The following is a 23,587-nucleotide window of genomic DNA, read 5'->3' as shown; positions in this document are numbered from 1 at the left end:
GAGCTGGAAAGCGATGCTAATGAGGTCCGCGCGCACGTGACTGTGGAGTTGGCGCACCCGTCGACGGAGCCGCTCGCGTCGCGGTCGCCGTCGACGCCCGCACAACAACGCTGGTGGTTCCTGTGGACCACGCCCGGCCGCATCCTGACCATCGGGGTCGTGCTGTCCGCGCTCGTCATCGCCAGCGCGTTCGCCACCTCGACGACGATCAACGACCGGCAGCAGGCGCTGATGACCGTGCTCAACCACACCGAGCCGCTGTCCTTCGCCGCCGGGCAGCTCTACACGACGCTTTCGGTGGCCGACGCCGCGGCGGCCACCGCCTTCATCGCCGGAGCGGAACCGCGCGACGTCCGGCAACGGTACGAGCAGGCGATCACGGACGCGTCGGTGGCCGTGACTCGGGCGTCGAGCGGGCTCACTGACGAGGATCTGGTGCAGTTGCTCGGCCGCCTTAACGCGGAGTTGTCGGTGTACACGGGCTTGGTCGAGACCGCCCGCACCAACAACCGTTCGGGCAACCCGGTGGGTTCTTCGTACCTGTCGGAAGCGTCGGCGTTGATGCAGACGCAGATCCTGCCCGGGGCCCAACGGCTCTACGAGGAGACCTCACAGCGAGTGGACGCCGAGACCAGCGCGTCCACCCGCATCCCCGGCCCGGTCATCCTGGTGGTCCTGGCGACCCTGCTGTTCGGGGTGTTCGCCAACCGTTGGCTGGCCAGGCGCACGCGCAGGCGGATCAACATCGGCTTCGTCGCGGGCGGTCTCGCGGTTCTGACCATGCTGATCTGGGTGGGCACGGCCCTGGTCATCTCGACCTCGGACAGTCGCAGCGCCAAGGACACGGCCGCCGAGTCGTTGAAGACGGTGACAAACCTGGCGATCACCGCGCAGCAGGCCCGCGCCGACGAGACACTGTCGTTGATCCGGCGCGGCGACGAGACGGTGCGCAAACAGTCGTACTACCAGCGCATCGACATGATGCAGCAGCAGCTTGCCGATTACCTGGCCCGCGAGGACGCCATCGACAAGACCGACCTCGGCGAGGCCGAGCAGCTGCTGAAGCGCTGGCGCGCCGCCGACGATCGCATCAACGCCTACATCAGCGTCGGCAACTATCAGGCCGCCACACAGGTGGCGCTCGGCACCGGGGCAGACGACTCGACGCCGGCGTTCAACAAGCTCGACGAGGCGTTGAGCCAGGGCATCGAAGAGAGCCGTAAGCAACTCCGCGACGACATCATCAACGCACACCGGGTGCTATCGGGTGCGACCGTCGGCGCCGCTGTGCTCAGCGTCGTCGCGGCGGTCGCGGTGGCGCTGGGGTTGTGGCCGAGGCTGAGTGAGTACAGGTGAAGAAGTTCTTCGCCATCCTCGTCGCCGCCGCGCTGGTGCTCACCGGCTGCGGGCAGGCGGCGTCGGTGACCTCCACACCCGGTGTGACGCTTGGGCCGCCCACGCCGGCGGGTATGGAGGAGCTGCCGCCGCAACCGGTGCACCCGCCACGCGACGACACCGAGGACTGTGAGCGCACGGCGAGCCTTCGCCCGTTCAGCAACCGGGCCGAGGCCGAGGAGGCCGTCGCGAACATCCGCGCACGGGGACGGCTGATCGTCGGCCTGGACATCGGCAGCAACCTGTTCTCGTTCCGGGACCCGATCACCGGGCAGATCACCGGGTTCGACGTCGACATCGCCGGTGAGATCGCCCGCGACATCTTCGGAACCCCGTCGCAGGTGGAGTACCGCATCCTATCGTCGGCGGACCGCATCGCGGCGTTGCAGAACAATCAGGTCGACGTCGTCGTCAAGACCATGACCATCACGTGCGAACGCAAGAAGATGATCGGGTTCTCGACGACGTATCTGACCGCCAATCAACGCATCCTGGCGCCGCGCGACTCGACGATCCGGCAGGCGTCGGACCTTTCGGGACGCCGCGTCTGCGTCGCGAAGGGCACGACATCGCTGGAGCGGATCCGCCAGATCACGCCGCCGCCGATCATCGTCGGGGTGGTCGCGTGGGCCGACTGCCTGGTGGCGTTGCAGCAGCGGCAGGTCGACGCCGTCAGCACCGACGACTCAATCCTCGCCGGTCTGGTGTCACAGGATCCGTACCTGCACATCGTCGGACCGAGCCTCAACGAGGAGCCCTACGGCATCGGGGTCAACCGGCAGAACACCGGCCTGATCCGGTACGTCAACGGCACGCTTGAGCGGATCCGCCGCGACGGCACCTGGAACACGTTGTACCGCAAATGGTTGACGGTGCTCGGGCCTGCGCCGGCTCCTCCGGTCGCGAGGTATTACGACTGATGTCCGAAACCCAGCTGGACGACTACGACGAAGAGAGCCCGGGCACTCAGCCGGCGAGCTTCGACGACATGAGCATGGATTCCGCCTCGACCATCCGCCCGATGGCGACCGAGGCGGTGTTCCGGCCCCACCTCGACGACGACGACGGCGAGTCGGTGGGCACCGGGGACACCGAGCCGCAGGAGCAGACCACCACCACGACGCGGGCGTTGTCGCGGACGCGCCGCCTGGGCGGTGGGCTGGTCGAGATCCCGCGGGTGCGGGCCAAGGACCCGCTAGACGCGCTGATGACCAACCCGGTGGTCGCGGAGAACAAGCGGTTCTGTTGGAACTGCGGGCGCCCCGTCGGCCGTTCCAGCGATGGCAAGCCCGCCCGGTCGGAAGGCTGGTGCCCGCACTGCGGCAGCCCGTATTCGTTTCTGCCGCAACTGAATCCGGGTGACATGGTCGCCGACCAGTACGAGATCAAGGGCTGTATCGCGCACGGCGGCCTTGGCTGGGTCTATCTGGCTTTCGACCACAACGTCAACGAACGGCCGGTCGTGCTCAAGGGTCTGGTGCATTCCGGTGACGCCGAGGCGCAGAAGATCGCGATGGCCGAGCGCCAGTTCCTGGCCGAGGTCACCCATCCCGGGATCGTGAAGATCTACAACTTCGTCGAGCATGCCGACCAGCACGGCAACCCCGTCGGTTACATCGTGATGGAGTACGTCGGCGGCACGTCGCTCAAACAGGCCAAGGGTGAGAAGCTGCCGGTGGCCCAGGCCATCGGGTACATGCTCGAAATCCTGCCTGCGCTTGGTTATCTGCACTCGCTCGGCCTGACCTACAACGACCTCAAGCCCGAGAACATCATGATCACCGAGGAACAGCTCAAGCTGATCGACCTCGGTGCGGTGTCGACCATCAACTCCTTCGGCTATCTCTACGGAACCCCGGGATACCAGGCTCCCGAGATCGTGCGGACGGGGCCGACGGTGGCCACCGACATCTACACCGTCGGGCGCACGCTCGCGGCGCTGACGCTGAATTTGCGCACGCGCAGGGGCCGCTACGTCGACGGGTTGCCCGAGGACGATCCGGTCCTGGCCGAGTACGACTCGTTCGGCCGGGCGCTGCGCCGGGCGATCGATCCGGACCCTCGGCGGCGGTTCGGCAGCGCCGACGAGATGTCCGGACAGCTGCTCGGCGTGCTGCGCGAAGTCGTGGCGAAGGACACCGGGTCCCCCAAACCCGGTCTGTCCACGGTGTTTTCGCCCACGCGGTCGACGTTCGGCATCGATCTTCTGGTCGCCCACACCGACGTCTACCTCGACGGGCAGGTGCACTCGGAACGGCTTACCGCCCAGGAGATCGTCAGGGCTCTCCCCGTACCCCTGGTCGACCCGACCGACGTCGGTGCGCCTGTGCTGTCGGCCAGCGTGGTGAGCCAGCCCGTACAGGCCCTCGACCAGCTGCGCGCGGCCAGGCACGGGGCGCTGGACTCCGAAGGCATCGACCTGTCGGACTCGGTCGAACTGCCGCTGATGGAAGTGCGCGCGCTGCTCGACCTCGGCGACGTGGCCAAGGCCACGCGCAAGCTCGACGACCTCACCGAGCGGGTGGGCTGGCCATGGCGGCTCGTCTGGTTCAAGGCCGTGTCCGAACTGCTGACCGCCGGTTACGACTCGGCGACAAAGCATTTCACCGAGGTGCTCGACACGATGCCCGGCGAGCTGGCACCCAAATTGGCCTTGGCCGCCACCGCCGAGTTGGCAGGCACCCCCGACGCGGGCAAGTTCTACAACACCGTGTGGTCGACCGACAACGGGGTGATCTCGGCGGGATTCGGGCTGGCCCGCGCGCAGTCGGCCGCCGGCGAGCGCGATGACGCGGTGAAGACCCTGGACAAGGTGCCCGCGATGTCGCGGCACTTCACGACGGCCCGGTTGACCAGCGCAGTCACATTGCTGTCCGGTCGCTCGTCGAGCGAGATCACCGAACAGCAGATCCGGGATGCCGCACGGCGCGTCGAGGCGCTGCCCGACACCGAGCCGCGGGTGCTGCAGATCCGCGCGCTGGTGCTGGGCACCGCGATGGACTGGCTGGCCGACAACACCGCCAGCACCAATCACATCCTCGGGTTCCCGTTCACCGAACACGGATTGCAGTTGGGCGTGGAGGCCTCGCTGCGCGCTCTTGCGCGGGTGGCCCCCACCCAGGCGCACCGCTACGCGCTCGTGGATCTGGCCAACAGCGTCCGTCCGACCAGCACGTTCTGACGGTCAGGCGACGCTGGCGGTCGCGATCTCGCCGCTCAGCGGGGCGATGGCTTCGAGAATCTGCCCGGCCGTCTCCGACGGCACCCCGGCCGCGGCCAGGCTCGCGGCCAGATGTCCCGCGACAAGGTTGAAATGGTGGACCGTGATTCCGCGGCCCTGGTGGACCTGGCGCATCGGCGCGCCGGTATAGGGCTCGGGCCCGCCCAGCGCGGCGGCGAAGAACTCGACCTGCCGGCCCTTGAGCCGCGCCATGTTGGTTCCGGTGAAGAATCCGGACAGCTGGTCGTCGGCCAGCACGCGGATGTAGAAGTCCTCGACCACGCCTTCGAGGGCCTCGTGGCCGCCAATCTGCTCGTAGATACTCGGCATGTGTGCCCCTTCGTCGCACCGGATCGACACATTCCAGCCGACGGCGGTTGCGTGCGGATTTCGACGCGTTGCCAGCGGGGCAAATTCAATCTCACCGGTACTACCCCGAGCCGTGTGAGAACTACGGATTCAGTGGCGCTTACAGCAAACCGTTGGGGACAGCACGCCGACTTTACGGGATTTGCCCATGTCGTAACACTCAATGGTCACGCCGCGGATTTCGTAGTAATCTGCATCACAGGTTGAGGTCACAGCCAAACTGCAGAGGCCATCGGGGATCATTCGCCGTTTGCGGCTAAGCAGCTGTCAGGCGTCGCTGACGGCCTCCGCGGTTTCATTTGCATCTCGACAACAGGAGTGCACCGTGTCCGCTGTAGGAACCTGCCGGGTGTTCCGTCCCGACCCTCGGTCCTTCGATCAGTGCGAACACCACCATCGCGCCAGCTTCACCGCGTCGCACAGACACGGCTCGACGGTGCTCGTGACGGTCGAAGGCGAGATCGATGCGACCAACAGCAGAGCGCTGGCCACCTACGTCGAAGGTCAGGTCGCCGGCACCCGGCGTCTCGTGATCGACCTGCGGCTCGTCGACTTCTTCGGCAGCGCAGGCTTCGCCGCGCTGCACTACATCAACGTGATCTGCTCCCGGAACGGAATCGACTGGCAGGTGCGCTGCGGCAGGCAGGTCCGCCGGCTGCTGGCCATCTGCGATTCCGCCCAGGAACTGCCGCTCGAGAAGCCGCGCTCAGTGCTCGACGAGGTTCGTGCAAGCGCGGGCGATCGCGAGCTCCTCATCAGTGGGAACAACTAGCACCGCCGTCGGGGACCGATCGGCCGATATCCGCCGGGCTTTCTTGTCGGCTTTGGCGTTGAGCACCTCGTCGAGTTCTATGCCCAACGGCGCCATGCCACTCAACGCGTCGCGCCGCACCGCCGCGTCGTTCTCCCCCACTCCGGCAGTGAAGGTGATGACGTCCGCGCCGCCCAGTAGCGCAAGATAGGCGCCGATGTACTTGCGCAGCCGGTGGATGTATACGTCGTACGCCAGTTGCGCAGAGGAGTCCCCTGATTCGATGCGCTGGTGCAGGACCCGGAAGTCGACCTCGCCGCCGAGCCCACGCACCCCGGACCGACGGTTGAGCATCTCCTCGATGTCCTCGACCTTCATGTCCGCCGTTCGCCACAGGTAGAACATCAGACCGGGGTCGATGTCGCCGGACCGGGTCCCCATCACCAGGCCCTCCATCGGGGTCAGCCCCATCGAGGTGTCCACCGGTCGGCCCCCGACGATGGCAGAGGCCGAAGCGCCGTTGCCCAGGTGCAGCACGATCTGGCGCACCGAGTCCAACGGCACACCCAGAAAGGCCGCGGCCTGCTCGCTGACGTACTGGTGCGAGGTGCCGTGGAAACCGTAGCGACGGATATGCCACTGCTCAGCGACGTCGCGGTCGATCGCGTACGTCGCCGCCGCGGCCGGTAGGTCGTGGAAGAAGGCGGTGTCGAAGACCGCCACATGCGGCAGATCGGGCAGCGCCTTGCGTGCCTCCTTGATTCCCAGCAGAGACGGCGGATTGTGCAGCGGGGCAAGAGGAGACAGTTCCTCGATCCTGGCGACGAGAGCGTCGTCGATCAGTGTCGGCTCATAAAGGTCGGGGCCGCCGTGGACCACGCGGTGCCCGACGGCGACGAGGTCGAGGGCGTCGAGGCCCCGGCCCGCCTCGGCCATCTGGCCGAACGCCGTCTGCAGCGCCTCGGCATGGTCGCGTACCTGTCCCTCACCGATGCGCTCGACGATGCCGTCGATCACCATCGTCTCCGAATCCGGTTCAATGACAGCGTATTTGAGTGACGACGAGCCCGAGTTGAGCACCAGTACGCTGCGCGCCATCAGAGCGTCTGCGCCTGGATCGCGGTGATCGCCACGGTGTTGACAATGTCCTCCACCAACGCCCCGCGCGAGAGGTCGTTGACGGGTTTCTTCAACCCTTGCAGCACCGGCCCGATCGCGATTGCGCCAGCGCTGCGTTGGACCGCTTTGTACGTGTTGTTCCCGGTGTTGAGGTCGGGGAAGATCAGCACCGTGGCCCGGCCTGCCACCTTCGAGTCGGGCATCTTGGACTTGGCCACCGAGGCGTCGACGGCAGCGTCGTACTGGATGGGACCGTCGACCAGCAGGTCCGGTTCCCGCTGCATGACCAGTTCGGTTGCCTCCCGGACCTTTTCGACGTCCGCGCCGGATCCGCTGGTACCCGTCGAGTAGGACAGCATCGCGACTCGCGGCTCGATGTCGAAGCTGGCCGCGGTGCGGGCCGACGAGATCGCGATGTCGGCCAGCTGCTCGGCGGTCGGATCCGGCACGATCGCGCAGTCACCGTACGCCAGCACCCGGTCGGCAAGGCACATCAAGAAGATACTGGAAACCGTCGACACGTCGGGCAGCGTCCTGATGATCTCGAAGGCGGGTCGCACCGTGTGGGCGGTGGTGTGGCGGGCACCGGAGACCATGCCGTCGACCATGTCGTTGTGCACCAGCATGGTGCCGAAATAGGAAACGTCATGGATGATTTCGCGCGCCTGCTCCACCGTGACGCCCTTGTGCTTGCGCATTTCGGCGTACTGTTCGGCGAACTTGTCGCACAGGTCGCTGATCTGCGGGTCGAGAACGACGGCGGCGGAGATATCGATACCCAATTCCGCTGCGCGCGCCCGTATCTGAGATTCTTCGCCCAGGATTGTCAGCTCGGCGACGCCGCGGTGCAGCAGCCGACCGGCCGCGGTCAGGATGCGGTCGTCGTCGCCCTCCGGCAACACGATGTGCTTACGGTCCGACCGGGCCCACTCCAACAGCTTGTAGGTGAACATCTGGGGGGTGACCACCTGCGGAATCGGGATGGCCAACCGATCCAGCATGTCCGCGATGTCGACGTGGGTTTCCATCAACGCGATGGCGGTGTCGATCTTGCGCATGGAGGTCGCCGTCACCCTGCCGCGTGCGGAGGCCACCCGACTGGCGGTCTCGAACGTCCGGAATTCGGTGGCGATGATCGGCAGCCGTAGCCCCAGCCCCGACACGAGGGCCGAGATCGAGGGATGTAGTTCCAGCCCGCCATTGAGGATGATGCAGGACAACGACGGGAAGCCTTCGGCGGCATGGGCACTGGCGAGCGCGAGCACGACGTCGGATCGGTCGCCGGCCGCGATCACCGCCACGCCCTCGCTCAGCCGCTCCAGGACGCGTTCGGCCGTCATCCCGGCGACCATCAGATCCATCGCCTCACGCGACAGCAGCGCCGGATCGCCACTGATCAATTCACCCTCGACGGCCTGCTGCAGTTCGGCGACCGACGGGGCGACCAGCAGCGGTTCCTCCGGCAGCGCGTAGCACTCGGGATCGAAATCCTTCAAAGCGTCGAGCACCGCGGTCAGTTGTGCGGGGTCACAGCGGTTGGCGACGACCGCCGCGGTGTGCGCATGCTGGGCGGTGATCTCGTCGAGGCAGATATCGACGATGTTCGCGACGGCGTCGGGGCTGCGATCTTTGGCCTTGACCGCCAGCACAACCGGAGCGCCGAGGTTGGCCGCGATGCGTGCGTTGGTCGACAACTCGCTGGGCGTGGCGACGTCGGTGTAGTCGCTGCCGACGATCAGGACCGCATCGCACTGGTCGGCCACCCGGTGGTACCGGTCGACGATCTCGGCCAACGCGCCGTCGGGGTCCTCGTGCAGCTGCTCGTAGCCGACACCCACGCAGTCGTCGTAGGCCAAGCCCGCCGTGGTGTGGGACAGCAGCAGTTCGAGGATGTAGTCACTGTCCTCGCCGAGCCGCGTGATCGGGCGGAAGACACCGACCTTGGCCACCGTGGCGGTCAACCGGTGCAGGATGCCCAGCGCGATCGTGGATTTACCGGTGTCGCCTTCCGGGGATGCGACGTAGACGGCGGAGACCGGCCGACGCTTCGGTGGATTGTTCACTCGCTGCCTTGCTGCTTTTCACGGTGGAACTGCTGACGCGACGTTAGCGTACGGCCGGCGAGGCGGCGTTTCGAGCTACCTGGCCACAGAACCGCCGTTGAGCTGTGATCGACGGCGCTACGACCACGTCAATCTTTTTGCACGGCGAGGAACTCGACCGCTGGGTCCTTCATATAGGAGGGAGGATCGACTCCGAACAGCCGAAGGATGGTGGGTGCCACCGACGTGAGCGGTATCTTCTCCCCCCATTTGCGCGGTGTGGAGCATTTCACCCAGAAGCAGCCGTCGGGATGATGGCGGCCGCTGCGGATCGTATGGATGCGACTGAAGAGCTCTTCGAACGGTGCCTGCCTTCCATTTGGCAGGGTCACTGTCCCGACACTCGGCGACCATTTGTTGACCGCGCAACCCACTTTGATTCGCAACGGCTCGGCGTGCTCGAATCGAAACAGCGGTTGGTCCCCCACCAACGAGCCCTTCAGCCGTGTCAAAGCTTCTCCAGCCGATGCCTCGTCCGAGAACGACAGCAAGAACTCCTCGGCCATGACCGGCGCGACCGAGGTCCGGTTCCGGTCGAGTTCCAACAGGTCCAACAGCCGGTCGAAATCCCTTGGCCGGTAGGTGCACTTCGTCGTGTCCCAGGGCTGTTGGCTCAAACCGGTTGCGAACACGAGCCGGTCGTCGGGGAAGTCGGCCATGAAGCGTCCGATGAGACGGTCATAGTTGCGGTAACCGGTGAGCACCGCCTCCGTCAGCGACGGATGGTCTTCAGGCGGGGGCGGCGCCGAGAAACTCTCGGGACGGAAATTACGCCAGAAGTAGTGCTGGAAGTGGGCGGTCGAGTTGGAGAAGAAGGTGGCAAAGGCGACGTCGTGGCGGCGCACCAGTTTCCGGAAGACGTCGTACGAAATCGCGTCCAGCACAATGGATCGGCGCCACTTCAGTCCCGGGTCCCGCCGCTCGCTGATGAGCTGTCGCGCCGCCAACGCGGCGGTAGCCGGCGCCAAGCCGTGGGTGGCGATGTAGGCGAGGAATGGGACGGCGGCCTGTTTGTCCAGTGTGTTCGCGGAGTTCTCTTGGACGGCCGAAACGACGAACTTCGTGAACGCACCGAGGCCGGCGGGATGCGGGGTGGCGCTCGGATTCCACGGGTCTGGAACGACGAAGCCGTCCAAGGGCCCGTAGTCCAAGTTCATCGAGCCGAAAACGCCGACCTTGAACCCGGCATCGGCCAACTCGCGGGCAACGCCTCGGCCGATGACCCGCTTCGCCTCACCGAGTTGCTGGATACCGTGGTCACGGTCGGCGATGCCGGTGTGCAACGTCGGCCACTGAACCCAGGGTTCGAGGTTGTTCTCGTCGGAGGCGTCGGTGACGAAGACCGCCGACGATTCATGCAGCCGCCGAAAGTTGGGCAGCTCCCCAGCACCGATGAACTCGTCGATCAGCGTCGGACTCAACTCGTTGAATTCGATCTGAATTGTCCGGCGCATCGGCAGCCCCCGCTTTACATAATTCGTCGACAAGGTATCAGGATCAGCCCTCGCGTACCGCCGATCGTCACGGCGTGACCACCCAAGGTTCGGCGGTCAGGACTGAGGGCCGACGCTTGCGGTGGGGCGAGATCGCTTCCTCAGCAACACGATTGTGCCGCCGATAAGGGCGAGGATCACAAGCACGCCTGCCCCGAGCAGTGTCCACTCGTACCATCCGCGCGTGTCCGATTGCTGCTCGACCGCATCCGCGTTGATGCCAGGCGAGCCTGCCATCACCGGCCCGTCGGCCCGCACGGTCAGCTGCTGGGGGACCTGTCCCTGGCCAACGACCAGCACGTCACCATCCAGGTCCCGCCAGCCTTTGGAGAAACCCGCTAGGTAGTCGAGCAAAGGGATCGCGAGACTCCACGGCCCCGAGGTGGTCAGTAGAACGATCGTCCGGTTGTTCTGCGCATAACTCTGAAGCGCCGCTAGGCCGGTAGAGATGTCGATGACGGTCGAAGAAGGCAGGTCAACCTCCGACATGCCGCCTCGCGGCGCTATCGGCGGATCGAGGTTGTTCTCCTCGACTGCTTGTGCGCCGGCGATGATCAGAGCGCTTTCATCGCTCGTTGCGGCCTGCTCGACGCTGACCACTTCGGGTTTCAACGCCGTCGACGTGAGCCTCTGGATCAGCCCGACGATCTTGGCCGCGTGGGCGAGTTGGTCGGGGTCGCTGCCGTCGAAGGCTACTTGGAATCTCGGCACGAACCCTTGCGGCAGGGCCGCAAACCCGCCCATCTCCACCGCGCCGCCCGGCCGAACTCTCGCAGTCGACATCGGATCGATCTCGAACTCCATCGGCAGGGTGAGCGGATTACACCCGGGCCCCGGCTCATACCTGACCGTCACGGTCAGATCCTGATCCCTGGCGGCGACATCGGCAGGAATCGAGAAGCGGCTGTCCACTTGCCCAGACGCGTCGAGACGGGCGGTGGCGAGCACGAGCTCGCCGGCGGTGACGACCATCGTTCCCTTCTCGTTCTCGTCAACCGGTGTGTAATTCGCCAACAGACGGACGTCGACGATGCCCGGCTCGCCGGCTCTGGACAAGGCGGGAGCGATGTTCAAGAAGATGTACGACTCACCTAGAACGGTCGTGTTGCCACCCATACGAAGCTGCCCGAACGTCGAGGTCGATCCTGCTTGTTCGCCCGAAGCGCCTTCGGTCGATTCGACTGTGACGGTGTCGGTCTGGGCCAGCTTCTGTAGTCCATCCCGGAACAGACCGACCTGCTGGACGAGGCCGTCGCCCTGTCCGCTCAGGATGAGAAAAGGTGCGCCGGTATCGGTGACCAGCCGCACGCCGGGCTCCGGCTGGGCAACGTCACGGACGACGATCGCACGGACCGAAACGTCACGATCCGGCGGTGGTCCCGCATCGGTTCGAGGCAGCGCACGCACATTCACCCCGACCACCCCCGGTTGGTAGTACGTGGACAATGCGGCGACGAGAGTGAGCGTCGTGGACTTCTCGGCGTCAGTGGGTACCGGGTCGACGTACAGGTCGATCACCGGCGCGATGGCCGGAAGGAATTCCTCGATAGTCCTGGGGGGCTGCACGGCACCTGTGAAGGCCGCGCTCAATTCGCTCATGACCAGGGTCGGCAGGGGATCGCAGACGTCGTCGTCGTTAACCCTCAACACCAAGTTCAATTGGATCTCGCCGCGCACCACCGGAACTGAACTGATGTCGAAGGTGAACGGCGCCGGGGGCTGACCGGGCGGGACGATGGGTATCGGCACCGAACCCACGTACCGCCCGTCCTGGGTCTGAGCTTCGACGAATCCCGACGGAATATTGGTGACCGCTCCAATCAAACCCGAGAGCGTGGTCGGCACAAGGCCCTGCGGCACGGGTATGGAGACTCTCTGCGTCATGTCGTGGCCCACGAAGGACAACTGCGGGTTGATTCCGAGTTGCTGCCAGCCGAACGCGGTGACCGGCGGCGGGGCGTCGTCGGCGGGCTGACCGACGGCCAGACCGGGGACCCCCGTCATCGAGACGGCAACCACGCACCCGACTGCGACGAGCGATGACGCTATACGCCGTATCAAACACGTACCTTCCTACGCAGAACCGGGTGACGTCACGAGCTCGACCAAAGGCCCCGAGGCATACCCTTTGAGTCGACTGATAGTAGCGCTAACGACCCAAAAGGCGCGTGGGATCTGGCGCTTCGGTTGGTCCGAATGTTTGCGAAAATCGCACGATCGTCCACAAACCCGCCGGAATGTGCCGGACCTCAGGTCTGGTCGTTGACGACCCACGCCTCCCAGGCGCTCTGAACGGTGCCGGCGAGGCCGTGGCGAGATTGCCAACCGAAGTCGCGTTGGATCTTCGCGGGATCGGCGACGACATCGGGAGGATCACCGGGACGACGCCCTATCACGTCGCACTCGAAATCGACGCCGGTGGCCTGACGTACCGCCGCCATGATTTCGAAGACGCTCGTGCCCTTCCCGGTGCCGATGTTGTAGATGGCGGCCAGATCACCGACCGCCATCTGGTTCAGCACCGTGGCATGGGCATCTGCGACATCCTCGACATGGATGTAGTCACGGACGCACGACCCGTCCGGCGTCGGATAGTCGGCACCGAAGACGCTCGGATGAACGCCCGAGCTGATCGCCCGAAAGACCATCGGTATCAGGTTGTTCTCGCCGCGGTCGGCCAGCTCCGGTGTCGCTGCGCCCGCCACATTGAAGTAACGCAGAGCCGACCAGCTGAGCCCGTGCGCTGCCGCAACGTCGGAGAGCAACTGTTCACCAATCAATTTCGTCCAGCCGTAGGGAGACGATGGACTGGTCGGCGTCGCTTCGGTCACTGGGCTGACGGCCTGTTCTCCGTAGACCGCCGCACTCGACGAGAACAGGATGCGCCCCGTCCCCGTGCCGACCATCGCTTCGAGCACGCTCTGCATGCCGGTGACATTCTGGCGGTAGTAGAACAAGGGGTTCGCGACCGACTCGTCCACCGCCTTCTTGGCGGCGATGTGCACGACTGCGTCAGCGGAAAAAGAGCGCAACGCCGACTCGACGAACGCGGTATCCAGCAACGAGCCCTCGTAGACCGAAGTGTCGGGCGTCAGACGACCACGACTCCCGGTGGAGAAGTCGTCAAGGACAGCGACGTCATGCCCGATGGACCGGAGGGCCCTAGTTACGTGCGCTCCGATATATCCGGCCCCACCAGTGACGAGAACTCTCACCACATACTCCAACGCTGGATGCCGCAATGGCATGACTTCTACGCCGACTGAGCGAGGCTACGGCGGGCACCGGCAGCGACGCCGTGGAATCACATCAAATGTTCCGAACCGCCGCAATCATTCTGGCGGATTCATCGATGGGACAGCCGCGCGTCACCAGCGATGTTAAGGTCGCGGCCGTGGCGCTCAAACACGTGCTGTACAGCGCGCTCGATCGGGGCCCCGGCAGGCAGCTGATCGGAATGGTGGCCAACCGAAGGGCGCGGGTCGCGGGGGAACAAGCACGGTTCAGCTACGACCCCGCCACGGGGTCATGGCTGAAGCAGACACCGGCGGGAGTGATATTGCTGCCACGTCCGCAGGGGATGGGCATCGAACAAAGCGAAGTCTTCACCCAGGACGTCTTTCTTCGACACTACGCGGTCAAGCCTGGCGACGTGGTGCTCGACATCGGCGCGGGAATCGGTTCCGAGACACTGCCATTCTCCCGGTGGGTCGGCGCCTCGGGAAAGGTCATCGGGGTGGAAGCACATCCGGCGACGTTTGCCACCCTGAAGCGGGCATGTCAGATCAACGACGTACGCAACGTCGAACTCCTTCACGCAGCAGTCATGGATTCCGACAAGCCGGTGATGATCACCGATCTGCCGAGTGAAGTCGGCTACGAGAACAGGATTGGTACGAACGGTATCGAAGTCACCGCGCTCACGCTCGCGGGCTTGATCCGCAAGTACGACCTTGATCGAGTCGACTTCCTGAAGATGAATATCGAGGGTGCGGAATTGCCTGCGCTGCAGGGCGGCTCGGAAGTCCTCCCGCTCATCCACAACGCGGCGATAGGCTGCCACGACTTTCTTGCGGACGAGACCGGCGACGACTCGTATCGGACCAAGGACGCCGTCTACGAGTTGCTGGTGAATGCGGGATTCACCGTGCGTCGGCGGGATGACGATCCCCGCCCCTGGGCAAGGGACTACCTGTTTGCCTCCCGTTGAACCGCCAACTGGCCGAAGAGGTTTTGACGCTGTCCCTCAGGCCGGGTGATTTGGTAGCCGGCGTCCTATGAAGTTCAGGAAGACACGGCCAGCGCAGGCCGTATCCCCCCTCGTCGGCGGTGAAGCCGTCCCCGCCGGTGCCACCGAGTCAGCGCGGCTAGCACCGCCGCAGACGGGGCGGCAAGCCGCCTGGAACTACCTGGTCTTCGGCCTGAGTAAGAGTTCCGCTCTCATCACCACCGTCATCGTCGCCCGATTACTCGACCCCGCCGACTTCGGTTTTTTCGCACTCGCGCTCCTCATCATCAATTTCTTCGACTACCTCAAAGACCTCGGTGTCGGCGCCGCACTTGTGCAGAGTCCCGGTTCGTGGAAACGGTTCGCGCCCACGGCATTGACTCTCGTCACCGCGACCGGCCTGGTGGCTGGTGTAGCAGTTGCCGTTGCGGCGCCGCTGGCGGCCTCGACGCTCAACCAGCCGGAACTCACGAACATGGTGCGTGTTCTTGCCATTGCCGTCACCATCTCCGCACTCGGTGTGCTACCCGCTGCGCTATTACGAAGAAGGCTCGATTTCAAGCGCAGGCTCTGGCCGGAATTCATCGCCGCGATCGTCAAGGCCGTTCTGACGATCGCGCTCGCCGCCACAGGTTTCGGCGTGTGGAGCCTCGTCTACGGGCAGCTTGTAGGAACCGTCGCGCTGACGTGCCTGTACTGGTGGGTGGCCCGCACCCCCCTGAAGTACGGCTTCGACACGCGCGAGGCGCGACAGCTGGTGCTGTACGGGCTGTCCGTAACGGGAGTCACCCTTCTTGCGTTCGGCATCGCCAACGTCGACTACGCGGTTGTCGGTGTGCGACTCGGTGACACCGCTCTGGGCTTGTACACGCTGGCCTTTCGGATCCCCGAATTACTGGTACTCAGCTTGTGCATCGTGATCAGCGAGGTGCTGTTCAGCTCGCTGTCCCGGCTCCAGCATGACCGCCGCCATGTCGGCGAGCACTATCTGCAGGTGTTGACGATCGTCGTGCCGCTGACGGCACCGATCTGTGTCGTCCTGGGTGCCGCCGCGCCGGCGGTGATCGCCACCCTGTACGGATCGGATTACGCCGATGCGGCTCCAGTGTTGTCGATCCTGGCGGTATACGCCCTCATCCACTCGGCGTCCTACCACGCCGGTGATGTCTTCAAAGCGATCGGACGTCCTGGACTCCTGACAGCGACCGGCGCAGTGAAGCTCGCGCTGTTGATCTGGCCGATCTGGTGGGCGGCCGGCCACAGCATCGTGATGGTCGCCGTCGTGCTGTTGCTGGTCGAGTTGGTTCCGCTGGTGGCGAATATGGTGCTGGTGCGCGCTGTGACCGGGCTTCGGTTCACCCCGCTGATCGCCGCGACGCTGCGTCCGATGCCCGCGGCGGCGGTGATGGCACTCGCGATGGTGGGCATCACCTACGTCACTGAGAATTGGCCCGCGCCCGTTCAACTGAGTCTGGCCGTGCCGGTCGGGCTAATCTGCTACCTATTGATGCTGAGGCTGACCGCACGCGGGCTTTATGACCAGGGAATGACGGTCATTCGCTCGCTGCGGCGGCGATCGGCGCAGTTGGCTGCTCCGATCAGTACACCTGAGTCGGGGAAGGACACCTAAGTGGTCAACACGCTTTCCGGGCGGCGGTGGTCAATCGTAGCCTTGTGCACAGTCATCGGGATGCTGGCCGGTCTTCTGGTTGCCTATGTGCTGCTTGGGCATTCGAAGAGATACTCCGCGCAGGCCACACTCGCCATGCTGCCGGCCTCCTACATTCCCACCAGCGAGGCCGCACAGTACTGGGATGTGCTCAACCACGGGCAGGCGACGCGGTCCGCGGCGATCGTGTTCGGTCAGAGCAACTGGCTTCAGGCCGCGGCGACCGCCGCCGACGTGCCGCCGTCAGAGCTGTCCACGTCCGCCGGCGCAGTCCGAGACACCACCCTGATCGAGGTCAGCGTCGAGGCCGGTTCCCCCCATGCCGCCGAGGCAGCGCTCAGTTCCGTCCTCAGCGATGCGAGCGGGCCCGCGACCGCTGTCGCCGGCCCATTCCGCCTCGAGGTGGTCAGGCAACCCGCCGGCAGCGCCCAGGCCTTGGGGCCGGGCGGCCTACAGGCCTATGGCGCTGCGGGTCTCGCAGGATTGGCGTTGGGCGCCGGCGTGGGACTGCTTGTCGGCCGACGGGCAGGGAACAGAAATCTTGAGTCCTCGGAATACGCCCGTCACGCCGCCGGATCTCGCTACGCCGACACCGCTGAAGAGTCCACCCTTCACACCGAACCGATGTCATCCGAGCCGTCCTCGCGGTGAGGCCGGCCGTGCCCGACAACGTCGCCGCGTTGGCGGGGCGAAGTGAGATCCTCGTCGGCGCAGCCGCGGGCGCGGCCGTCATGGCAGCCGCCGCGTGGGTCATCGGGATTGCCCTGGTGCTTCTCGTCGTCGGCCTGCCCTGCGCGGTGGCCGCGGCCATCTACCTCGTGCGGCGGCCGCAGTGGGCCGTGGTGGCGATGGCCGTGTGCGAGGTGGCCAACTTAAGTGGCGTGATCGGCCCCTGGGGGCCGATCTCGCTTTTCCGCATCTCACTTCTCATCGGGCTCATCACTCTCGGATTGGCGCTGCGCGACCCGGTCGCCCGCGGCCGTCTGAACTGCTGGACGCTGATGTTCATCGGCCTCGTGGGCGTCTTCTTGACGACCCGGCTCCTCGCTTCGATCGGTGCTGCTGACGTCGCCGGCGCGTTCGGCCTGCTGAAGAACGAAGTCGCCGATTTGGCGTTCGTCGTCATGGTGATGGTGTTGATACAGATGACCGAGCGCCAGTGGACGGTCGCCGCCGCGGTGGTGATCTCCTTCGCTGTGCTCAGCGTGCTCACCCTGTTGAACCAGGTCCTCTTCAGCGGAGCCATGCCCTTCGGCGGATTCGCAACCGTCACACAAGCGAGCGGGGAACTGGTGACCACGTTGCGCTACGGAGGTCCGCTGCCCGACTCGAACTTCTGGGGTCGTCACCTCATCATGGGACTGCCGCTGGCGGGCGCGCTCATCGTGCGCGCCCAACGTGCGGGCCTGCGGTGGTCGGTGATCGGTTGGGCTGCAGCGATCCTCGCGCTGCTGGCAGGGATCTACCTCACGCAATCGCGCGGAACCTTCATCGCTACTTTCGTCGCGCTCGCCGTGTGGACCGTTCTCAGCGGTCCCGGTGCCCGGCGCGCAGCGGTGAAGGTGCTGCCCGTCGCGCTGCTGGTCCTGCTGCTACCGGGCATCGGCAACCGACTGCTCGCCCTGTTGTTCGATGTATACGGGTCACAGCCGAGCTATTCCATTGACCCGTCGGTCGCGAGTCGCATGGCCGCCGGCGAGGTTGCCTGGGCGATGTTCGACGACCGCCCGGTATTCGGTTTCGGGCCCGGCGGGTTCCAGCTCCTGGTGGAGCGCTATTCGGGGCTCGTACCGACCGCCGTGACGAATCCCCCCACTGCCGCAGCGCACGACTTGTATGCCCAAATGGCAAGTGAGAGCGGCGCCGTCGGCCTGTTCGGGTGGGCAGTCCTGGTCATCGGGGTCGTCCTGTGCATCGCGATTCGGGTCGCGCAGCTCGCCCTGCAGTCCGTAACCGTCGAACGTTCGCTGGCGGCTGCCGTGTTGGCGGCCATTGTCGCCTGGTCGGTCGCGAGCATCTTCATCCATCTGTCGTATCTGCGTACGTTCGGGATTTTCCTGGCGCTGGCCGCAGCGATGGCGGCGAAGACGGGGAGCCAATGGCGGGAACCTCTGCGCGAGTGCGGCCGGATCATCACCGCGGCCACCGCCGCGGTTCTGCTCGCAGTGGTGGTCGTAGCCACCTGCCTCACGGCGTCGACCACGCGCACGCATACCGCGAGTCAGCGCGTCACGCTGCTGCCCGGCACCGATGTCGAGTACGGCAAGGCTTATGTGCTCGACGTCCGGAGCCGCGAGGTCGTGCTGCCGAGTTACGCCGCCTTGATGGCCGCCAACAGCCCGGAGACCTCCGCTGTCGCCGACACCGTGCGCGGCATCATCACGATCGAGGTCACCGCGTCCAGCCACGACGCCGCCGTGGAATCTATCCGAGTGGCGCTGACGGATGCAGAAGCCAACCTCAAGAGGTTCGGCGCCGAATCGTTGTACACGGTGCAACCGGTGGGACCGATCGTCCAACGCGACAAGAACGAGCAGTCACCCCTGGCGGGCGCATTGGCGCTGGCGGCGGGGGCGATCGTCGGGCTGGGCGCTTTCGCGCTGCTGAATCGGCGTTTGCGCCCGCGGGCCCGTCGTCCGGCCCCGGTCGTTCCTCCGCCTGTTCCGATGCCGTCTCACTGACCCGGATGGCACCACGGCAGCCTGCGTATTCTGGCTCTGAAACAGCGGTGCGGATGGGAGTTCCCCAATGCAGGCCATGGGTCGGCCCAAGTCTGCGCTGCCGATCATCGTCGGTGTGTGTCTGGTCCTTGTTCTGGCGGTGGCCATCGTCACCGACTCCTCACGCACGAAACCACCGAGCGAGCCATTCGCCGAAGACAGCCCATTTCGAACTCCTGTCGCGACCGACGCGCCTGTCGACGCGAACAGCGCAGCGATGGTGGCGCGGATATCCAGAGACGGCGTGATGTATGCCAACCTCGTCGAGTTCGCGATACCCATCTACTCCGCGGACGACGACACCCCGCGCACTCGCGTGTCATGCCGGATCAAAGACTGGGGTCCATGCCCGTTCGACGGTCGCCGCGTGCCGATCCCCGAGGATGCCGTTCCCTCACCCGGGTCCGACGGGGCGATGGTCGTGATCGACCACGACAGGCGCCTTGTCTACGAATTCTGGCGGGCACAACGTCACGGCGACTACTGGACAACGAGTTTCGGAGCGATCAACGACCTCGACGGCTCCGGGTGGGGCACGTACGAGAACGGTTTCAGCACGGCATCCGGCGCATCCCGGCTCGGGGGTGTGATCCGTGTCGACGAGATGCGCCGCGGTGTGATCCCGCATGCGCTGGCGCTGCAGAGCAACAGCGTATGCGCCGAGACTTTCCGGGCGCCGGCGGTGAAGACGGACGGCACCTACGACGGGCCGGACTGCATTCCCGAGGGCGCTCGGCTTCGTCTCGATCCCGACGTCGACATCGACGCCCTCGGACTCGCGCCCGCAGCAAAAGTGGTCGCCCAGGCGTTGCAGACCTACGGCGCTTTCGTCGTCGACTACGGCGGCGCGCCTCTGAGCGTCTCCTTCGAACGTGACCCCGCGGCCGCCCATCACCACCCGGGCGAGACCTACGGGCACCTCGGCATGCCGTGGGATTACAGCATGATCGAAGTCCCCTGGGAGCACCTGGAGGTCTTGGCCTGAAACCCCGCTCGTTCACCCGTCGATCAAGCCTTGGAGGTTGAGGATGTCGGAACCCTTGCGGGCTGACGGCACCACATCACGTCCGATACACGTGTTGATGGTGTTGGACTCCTTCAGTTTCGGAGGTGCCGAGAATCTCGTCGCCGAACTGGGGACACACGCCCCCGCCTCGATGAGGATCTCGGCCGCGAGCCTGGCTCCTCCCGTCGGCACCCGCACCGCGCTCTTCGGTCGCATCGCAGAGGCCGGCCTCGAGCCGACCTACCTTGGGGTGAAGAAGTTGGCCGACATCGGGGGCTTCATCCGCTTGGTGCGCACCCTGCGGCGGACCTCGGCCGACGTCGTACACGCGCACCTCGGATACTCGGCAATCCTCGTGCCGCTCGCCGGTCTTCTGGCGCGCAAACCCGTCGTCGCCACCCTCCACCTCATCCCGCAGAAACACACCAACCGACGAGAGTGGCTCAAGGAGCGGCTGTCGGTACGGATCCCGGCCCGCCTGGGCCGGCTGATCCTGGTGTCGCAGTACGCATTCGATGAGTACGCCAGGCTGCACGGTCCGGCGCGGCATACATGGCGGATGATCCCGAACGGTGTGGACACCGATCGCTTCAGCGCTGGGCGCTCCGGTGACCACACCGATGCGCCCGTTTGGGCATGCGTCGCGGCGCTGCGCCCCGACAAGAACCACGCCGATCTGCTGAGGGCCTGGGGCGACGTGGCGGTCGCTCATCCCGGCGCGCGCCTACTGATCGTCGGTGACGGCCCCGCCCGCCCGGACATCGAACGCGCGGTTTCCGAACTCGGCCTCCAGGATTCGGTGACGCTTCTGGGACGCCGCGAGGACGTCGCCGCCGTCCTGGCCACCGTTGACGGCGTGGTCTCGGCGTCGGTCGAGGAAGCGCTGCCCACCGCGCTACTGGAGGCCGCGGCCTGCGCGCTGCCGGTCGTGGCCGCAGACGCCGGTGGCACCCGTGAAATCGTCATCGACGACGTCACGGGCCGCCTCGTTCCGGTTCGCGATGTCCGCGCGCTCACCGAGGCGTTGGTGAGCACCATCGGCGATCCGGTGCGCGCTGCTGAATACGGTAGAGCCGGAAGGGCCCTGATCAATGAGAAGTATTCACTCGCCCGCTGGATCGAGAACCTGAACCGACTGTATGCAGAGGTGATCCGTGAGGCCTGACCGCGCGGACACGGCGATCACCGTCGCCCATGTCATCCACTCGCTTGGCGCCGGCGGCGCGGAAGCGGTGCTCGTGGAACTCGCGCGGGTCGCGCCGGCCGCTGGGATGCGGATGGTCGTGATCGGATTATCGGACGTCCACACATCGGTGGGCGTCGACAACCGCGTCGTACCCCCGTTGCGGGCTCAGGGCGTGGCCGTCTTCGAACTGCACTCACCGCGCTACGACGCGTTCGCAGCGCTGCGCGTGGCACGGATCCTGCGTGCGGAGCGCGTCGACATCGTCCATACCCACCTCAAACATGCCGACGTGGTGGGCGGACTTGCGGCGCGATTGGCCGGTGTCCCCGCGGTCTCCACCCTGCACGTCATCGACAAGGCCACCTCGCGCAGACAGCGGCTGCGAGTCCGTGCGGCATTGAGCGCTCGCCGGCGGCTGGCACGGACCGTCATCGCCCTTTCGCAGGCCCAACGCCGCTGGTACACCGAGATCGCCGGCGAGCACGTACCGATCACCGTGCTGCCCAACGGCGTGAACGAACCCGATACGACCCGGGACCGGGCGAGCGTTCGAGAAGAGCTGGGTGTGACGCCCGATGGCTTGCTGGCGGTGTGCGTCAGCCTCCTTCGCCCGGAGAAGGGCCACTCCGATCTTCTCGAAGCCATGCGCACGGTGCCCGACGAGCCGCCGCTGACAGTGGCGCTGGCGGGTGACGGCCCGCTACTCGAACAGATCACCGCGACCGTTGACTCAGACCCGTCGCTTCGCGAGCGGGTCCGCATACTCGGGTTCCGTTCGGACATCGGTGATTTGATCGGTGCCTGTGACTTCGTCGTGCACCCGTCCCGGGAAGACGCCTTGCCCACCGCGCTCATCTCGGCGCTGGCCGCGGCGCGACCGATCGTCGCGACCAGGGCAGGAGGAATCACCGACATCGTCGCACCCGACTGCGGGGTGCTCGTGGAACCCGGCGCACCGGCGGCTCTGGGCGCGGCGATCACCGATATGGCGAGGATCATCGAAGAAGGCGGACCCCGGCTGCAGCGCATCGAGAATGCGGCCCGGCAGCGTTACCAGACCATCTTCAGCGCAACGACGTGGGCGTCGAGGTTGCAGGACCTGTACGGACAGGTCATCGCGGGGGGCGACGACACCGCGCTCCGGCGGCGCATCGCGCTGGTGCAGTTCGCGCCTTCTGGTGGACTGTTCCATTTCGCCCTACAGCTCGGCGAAGGCCTCGCGAGCGCCGGCGAGGACGTCGACGTCATCACCGGGCCTACACCGGAATTCGCATCGCGAGTGCCCGGCTGCCGTGTCCGCAGCATCCTGCCCACGTGGCACCCGAACGCGGGCGAGAACGCCCCGGAATGGTGGCGCCGGGCCCGCCGTGGCGTACGAGCCGGTCAACACGCTACCGCCTGGGTCGTGCTGCTCGGTTATCTGCTTGTCAAACGACCGGACGTGGTTGTCTGGTCGATCTGGCAATTTCCACTCGACGGCCTCGGCGTTCAGGTCGTACGGCGTCTACTTCCGCATGCCGTCCTGGCTCTGATATCGCACGAACCACGGCCGTTGGTGCGGCGCCGAGAACTGGAGGGGATGTACCACACCGCATCGGTGACCCGAAGCGCGCTCAGCCGGGCATACGTCGACCTGGACGTGGCTGTTGTGCTGGGCGAGACCGCTCGGCGGGCGCTGAAAGAGACGTGGCCGGTGCGTGCTCCTATCCACGTCATACCGCACGGTGACGAAGGACTGTTCGCCACTCCTGTCCCTCCTGCCGACGCCACCGAGCAGGTGGCGCTGGCATTCGGAACCATCACCCGCTACAAGGGAACCGATACACTCTGTGACGCTTGGCCATTGGTGTTGAAAGCCGTGCCCGGGGCAGAGCTCGTCATCGCCGGCGCCGCCGACACCGACATCGACAAACACGAGCTGCGCATGCGGGTGTCACGCCTCGAGCGGATCCGACTGGACCTCGGCTATGTCCCCACCCCCCACGTGGCGTCCTATTTCGCCGGGGCCCGCTGTGTCGTGTTGCCCTACAAGCGCAGCAGTCAGTCCGGTGTCGCACATCTGGCGCACACCTTCGCCCGGCCGGTGGTGGCATCGCGCGTCGGTGACATCCCGACCGCGGTGGACGACGGCGTCTCAGGCCTGCTGGTACCGCCGGAGGATCCCGAGGCGCTGGCCGATGCTCTGATCCGACTGCTCTCCGATCCTGCAGAAGCCCGTCGAATGGGAGACGCAGCAGCGCAAGCGCTTTCGACACGCGCATCCTGGGACGAAGTTGCCGCCCGGTTCCTGCAGGCGCTGCCAGATCGGCGACGGTGACGCTTCGTCGAC

17 protein-coding genes are annotated in these 23,587 nt (G+C 65.8%); 11 read left to right on the top strand and 6 right to left on the bottom strand.

What is annotated here, in order from left to right:
• Positions 1-36: 36 nt before the first annotated feature.
• From glnX to CEX88_RS20760, 3 genes are read left to right on the top strand one after another with little or no spacing between them, the layout of a single operon-like run.
• Entirely contained in the window at positions 37-1,356 is a 1,320-nt protein-coding gene (gene glnX, locus CEX88_RS20770) for a protein kinase G-activating protein GlnX (protein WP_066846287.1), read from the top strand.
• A complete protein-coding gene (locus CEX88_RS20765; protein WP_094294913.1) occupies positions 1,353-2,315 on the top strand; it encodes a glutamate ABC transporter substrate-binding protein in 963 nt (320 codons plus the stop codon). Before glnX ends, CEX88_RS20765 begins: the two co-directional genes overlap by 4 nt.
• Positions 2,315-4,576 carry a serine/threonine-protein kinase PknG gene (locus tag CEX88_RS20760; protein WP_066846207.1) on the top strand — a complete coding sequence of 754 codons (2,262 nt, stop codon included), beginning with the start codon at positions 2,315-2,317 and terminating at the stop codon, positions 4,574-4,576. The genes CEX88_RS20765 and CEX88_RS20760 overlap by 1 nt, the downstream gene beginning before the upstream one ends.
• 3 nt (positions 4,577-4,579) lie before the next feature.
• On the opposite strand, the gene CEX88_RS20755 is transcribed toward CEX88_RS20760, so the two are convergent.
• Positions 4,580-4,945: a group I truncated hemoglobin gene (locus CEX88_RS20755; protein WP_094294912.1), complete on the bottom strand. Its 366-nt coding sequence runs from the start codon at positions 4,943-4,945 to the stop codon at positions 4,580-4,582.
• A 364-nt stretch (positions 4,946-5,309) separates the two neighbouring features.
• On the opposite strand from CEX88_RS20755, the gene CEX88_RS20750 reads away from it, so the two are divergent.
• Positions 5,310-5,756: an STAS domain-containing protein gene (locus CEX88_RS20750; protein ID WP_094294911.1), complete on the top strand. Its 447-nt coding sequence runs from the start codon at positions 5,310-5,312 to the stop codon at positions 5,754-5,756.
• Here the strand turns inward: CEX88_RS20750 and CEX88_RS20745 are convergent.
• From CEX88_RS20745 to galE, 5 genes are all read right to left on the bottom strand, one after another.
• Positions 5,691-6,833 (bottom strand): acetate kinase, encoded by a 1,143-nt coding sequence (locus CEX88_RS20745; protein WP_094294910.1) that lies wholly within the window; start codon positions 6,831-6,833, stop codon positions 5,691-5,693. The two genes, CEX88_RS20750 and CEX88_RS20745, sit on opposite strands and share 66 nt — an antisense overlap.
• Positions 6,833-8,917 carry a phosphate acetyltransferase gene (gene pta, locus CEX88_RS20740; protein WP_094294909.1) on the bottom strand — a complete coding sequence of 695 codons (2,085 nt, stop codon included), beginning with the start codon at positions 8,915-8,917 and terminating at the stop codon, positions 6,833-6,835. Before pta ends, CEX88_RS20745 begins: the two co-directional genes overlap by 1 nt.
• 128 nt (positions 8,918-9,045) lie before the next feature.
• On the bottom strand, positions 9,046-10,410 hold the full coding sequence (locus CEX88_RS20735; protein WP_094294908.1) for a hypothetical protein: 1,365 nt from the start codon (positions 10,408-10,410) through the stop codon (positions 9,046-9,048).
• Positions 10,411-10,506: 96 nt separating this feature from the next.
• Positions 10,507-12,453, bottom strand: a complete 1,947-nt coding sequence (locus CEX88_RS20730; RefSeq protein WP_126315903.1) for a hypothetical protein — start codon at positions 12,451-12,453, stop codon at positions 10,507-10,509.
• Between the two features lie 245 nt (positions 12,454-12,698).
• Entirely contained in the window at positions 12,699-13,697 is a 999-nt protein-coding gene (gene galE / locus CEX88_RS20725; RefSeq protein ID WP_238382135.1) for a UDP-glucose 4-epimerase GalE, read from the bottom strand.
• Positions 13,698-13,843: 146 nt separating this feature from the next.
• On the opposite strand from galE, the gene CEX88_RS20720 reads away from it, so the two are divergent.
• The 7 genes from CEX88_RS20720 to CEX88_RS20690 all read left to right on the top strand — a co-directional run bounded on the left by CEX88_RS20720 (position 13,844) and on the right by CEX88_RS20690 (position 23,575).
• A complete protein-coding gene (locus CEX88_RS20720) occupies positions 13,844-14,659 on the top strand; it encodes an FkbM family methyltransferase (RefSeq protein WP_202931588.1) in 816 nt (271 codons plus the stop codon).
• 67 nt (positions 14,660-14,726) lie between these two features.
• On the top strand, positions 14,727-16,307 hold the full coding sequence (locus tag CEX88_RS20715; protein WP_094294906.1) for a lipopolysaccharide biosynthesis protein: 1,581 nt from the start codon (positions 14,727-14,729) through the stop codon (positions 16,305-16,307).
• Between the two features lie 60 nt (positions 16,308-16,367).
• Positions 16,368-16,997: a hypothetical protein gene (locus CEX88_RS20710; RefSeq protein ID WP_066846182.1), complete on the top strand. Its 630-nt coding sequence runs from the start codon at positions 16,368-16,370 to the stop codon at positions 16,995-16,997.
• An 8-nt stretch (positions 16,998-17,005) separates the two neighbouring features.
• Positions 17,006-19,027 (top strand): O-antigen ligase family protein, encoded by a 2,022-nt coding sequence (locus tag CEX88_RS20705; protein ID WP_126315904.1) that lies wholly within the window; start codon positions 17,006-17,008, stop codon positions 19,025-19,027.
• Positions 19,028-19,094: 67 nt separating this feature from the next.
• The gene (locus CEX88_RS20700; protein ID WP_238382134.1) at positions 19,095-20,051 is read left to right on the top strand and encodes a hypothetical protein; all 957 of its coding nucleotides are present in this window, start codon (positions 19,095-19,097) and stop codon (positions 20,049-20,051) included.
• A 43-nt stretch (positions 20,052-20,094) separates the two neighbouring features.
• On the top strand, positions 20,095-21,237 hold the full coding sequence (locus CEX88_RS20695) for a glycosyltransferase (RefSeq protein ID WP_231987812.1): 1,143 nt from the start codon (positions 20,095-20,097) through the stop codon (positions 21,235-21,237).
• Positions 21,227-23,575, top strand: a complete 2,349-nt coding sequence (locus CEX88_RS20690) for a glycosyltransferase (RefSeq protein WP_238382133.1) — start codon at positions 21,227-21,229, stop codon at positions 23,573-23,575. Before CEX88_RS20695 ends, CEX88_RS20690 begins: the two co-directional genes overlap by 11 nt.
• Positions 23,576-23,587: the final 12 nt, after the last annotated feature.

It is taken from the genome of Mycobacterium neumannii, assembly GCF_002245615.1.
Lineage (GTDB): Bacteria > Actinomycetota > Actinomycetes > Mycobacteriales > Mycobacteriaceae > Mycobacterium > Mycobacterium neumannii_A.
Note: the sequence above shows the minus strand (reverse complement) of the source record. Positions and strands in the feature narration are given on the sequence as shown.

Coding starts and splice junctions, on each gene's coding strand:
- CEX88_RS20760 (WP_066846207.1), top strand. CDS start 2,315: ATGTCCGAAACCCAGCTGGACGACTACGACGAAGAGAGCCCGGGCACT.
- CEX88_RS20755 (WP_094294912.1), bottom strand. CDS start 4,945: ATGCCGAGTATCTACGAGCAGATTGGCGGCCACGAGGCCCTCGAAGGC.
- CEX88_RS20745 (WP_094294910.1), bottom strand. CDS start 6,833: ATGGCGCGCAGCGTACTGGTGCTCAACTCGGGCTCGTCGTCACTCAAA.
- CEX88_RS20735 (WP_094294908.1), bottom strand. CDS start 10,410: ATGCGCCGGACAATTCAGATCGAATTCAACGAGTTGAGTCCGACGCTG.
- CEX88_RS20730 (WP_126315903.1), bottom strand. CDS start 12,453: ATGACGGGGGTCCCCGGTCTGGCCGTCGGTCAGCCCGCCGACGACGCC.
- galE (WP_238382135.1), bottom strand. CDS start 13,697: ATGCCATTGCGGCATCCAGCGTTGGAGTATGTGGTGAGAGTTCTCGTC.
- CEX88_RS20715 (WP_094294906.1), top strand. CDS start 14,727: ATGAAGTTCAGGAAGACACGGCCAGCGCAGGCCGTATCCCCCCTCGTC.
- CEX88_RS20710 (WP_066846182.1), top strand. CDS start 16,368: ATGCTGGCCGGTCTTCTGGTTGCCTATGTGCTGCTTGGGCATTCGAAG.
- CEX88_RS20700 (WP_238382134.1), top strand. CDS start 19,095: ATGCAGGCCATGGGTCGGCCCAAGTCTGCGCTGCCGATCATCGTCGGT.
- CEX88_RS20695 (WP_231987812.1), top strand. CDS start 20,095: ATGTCGGAACCCTTGCGGGCTGACGGCACCACATCACGTCCGATACAC.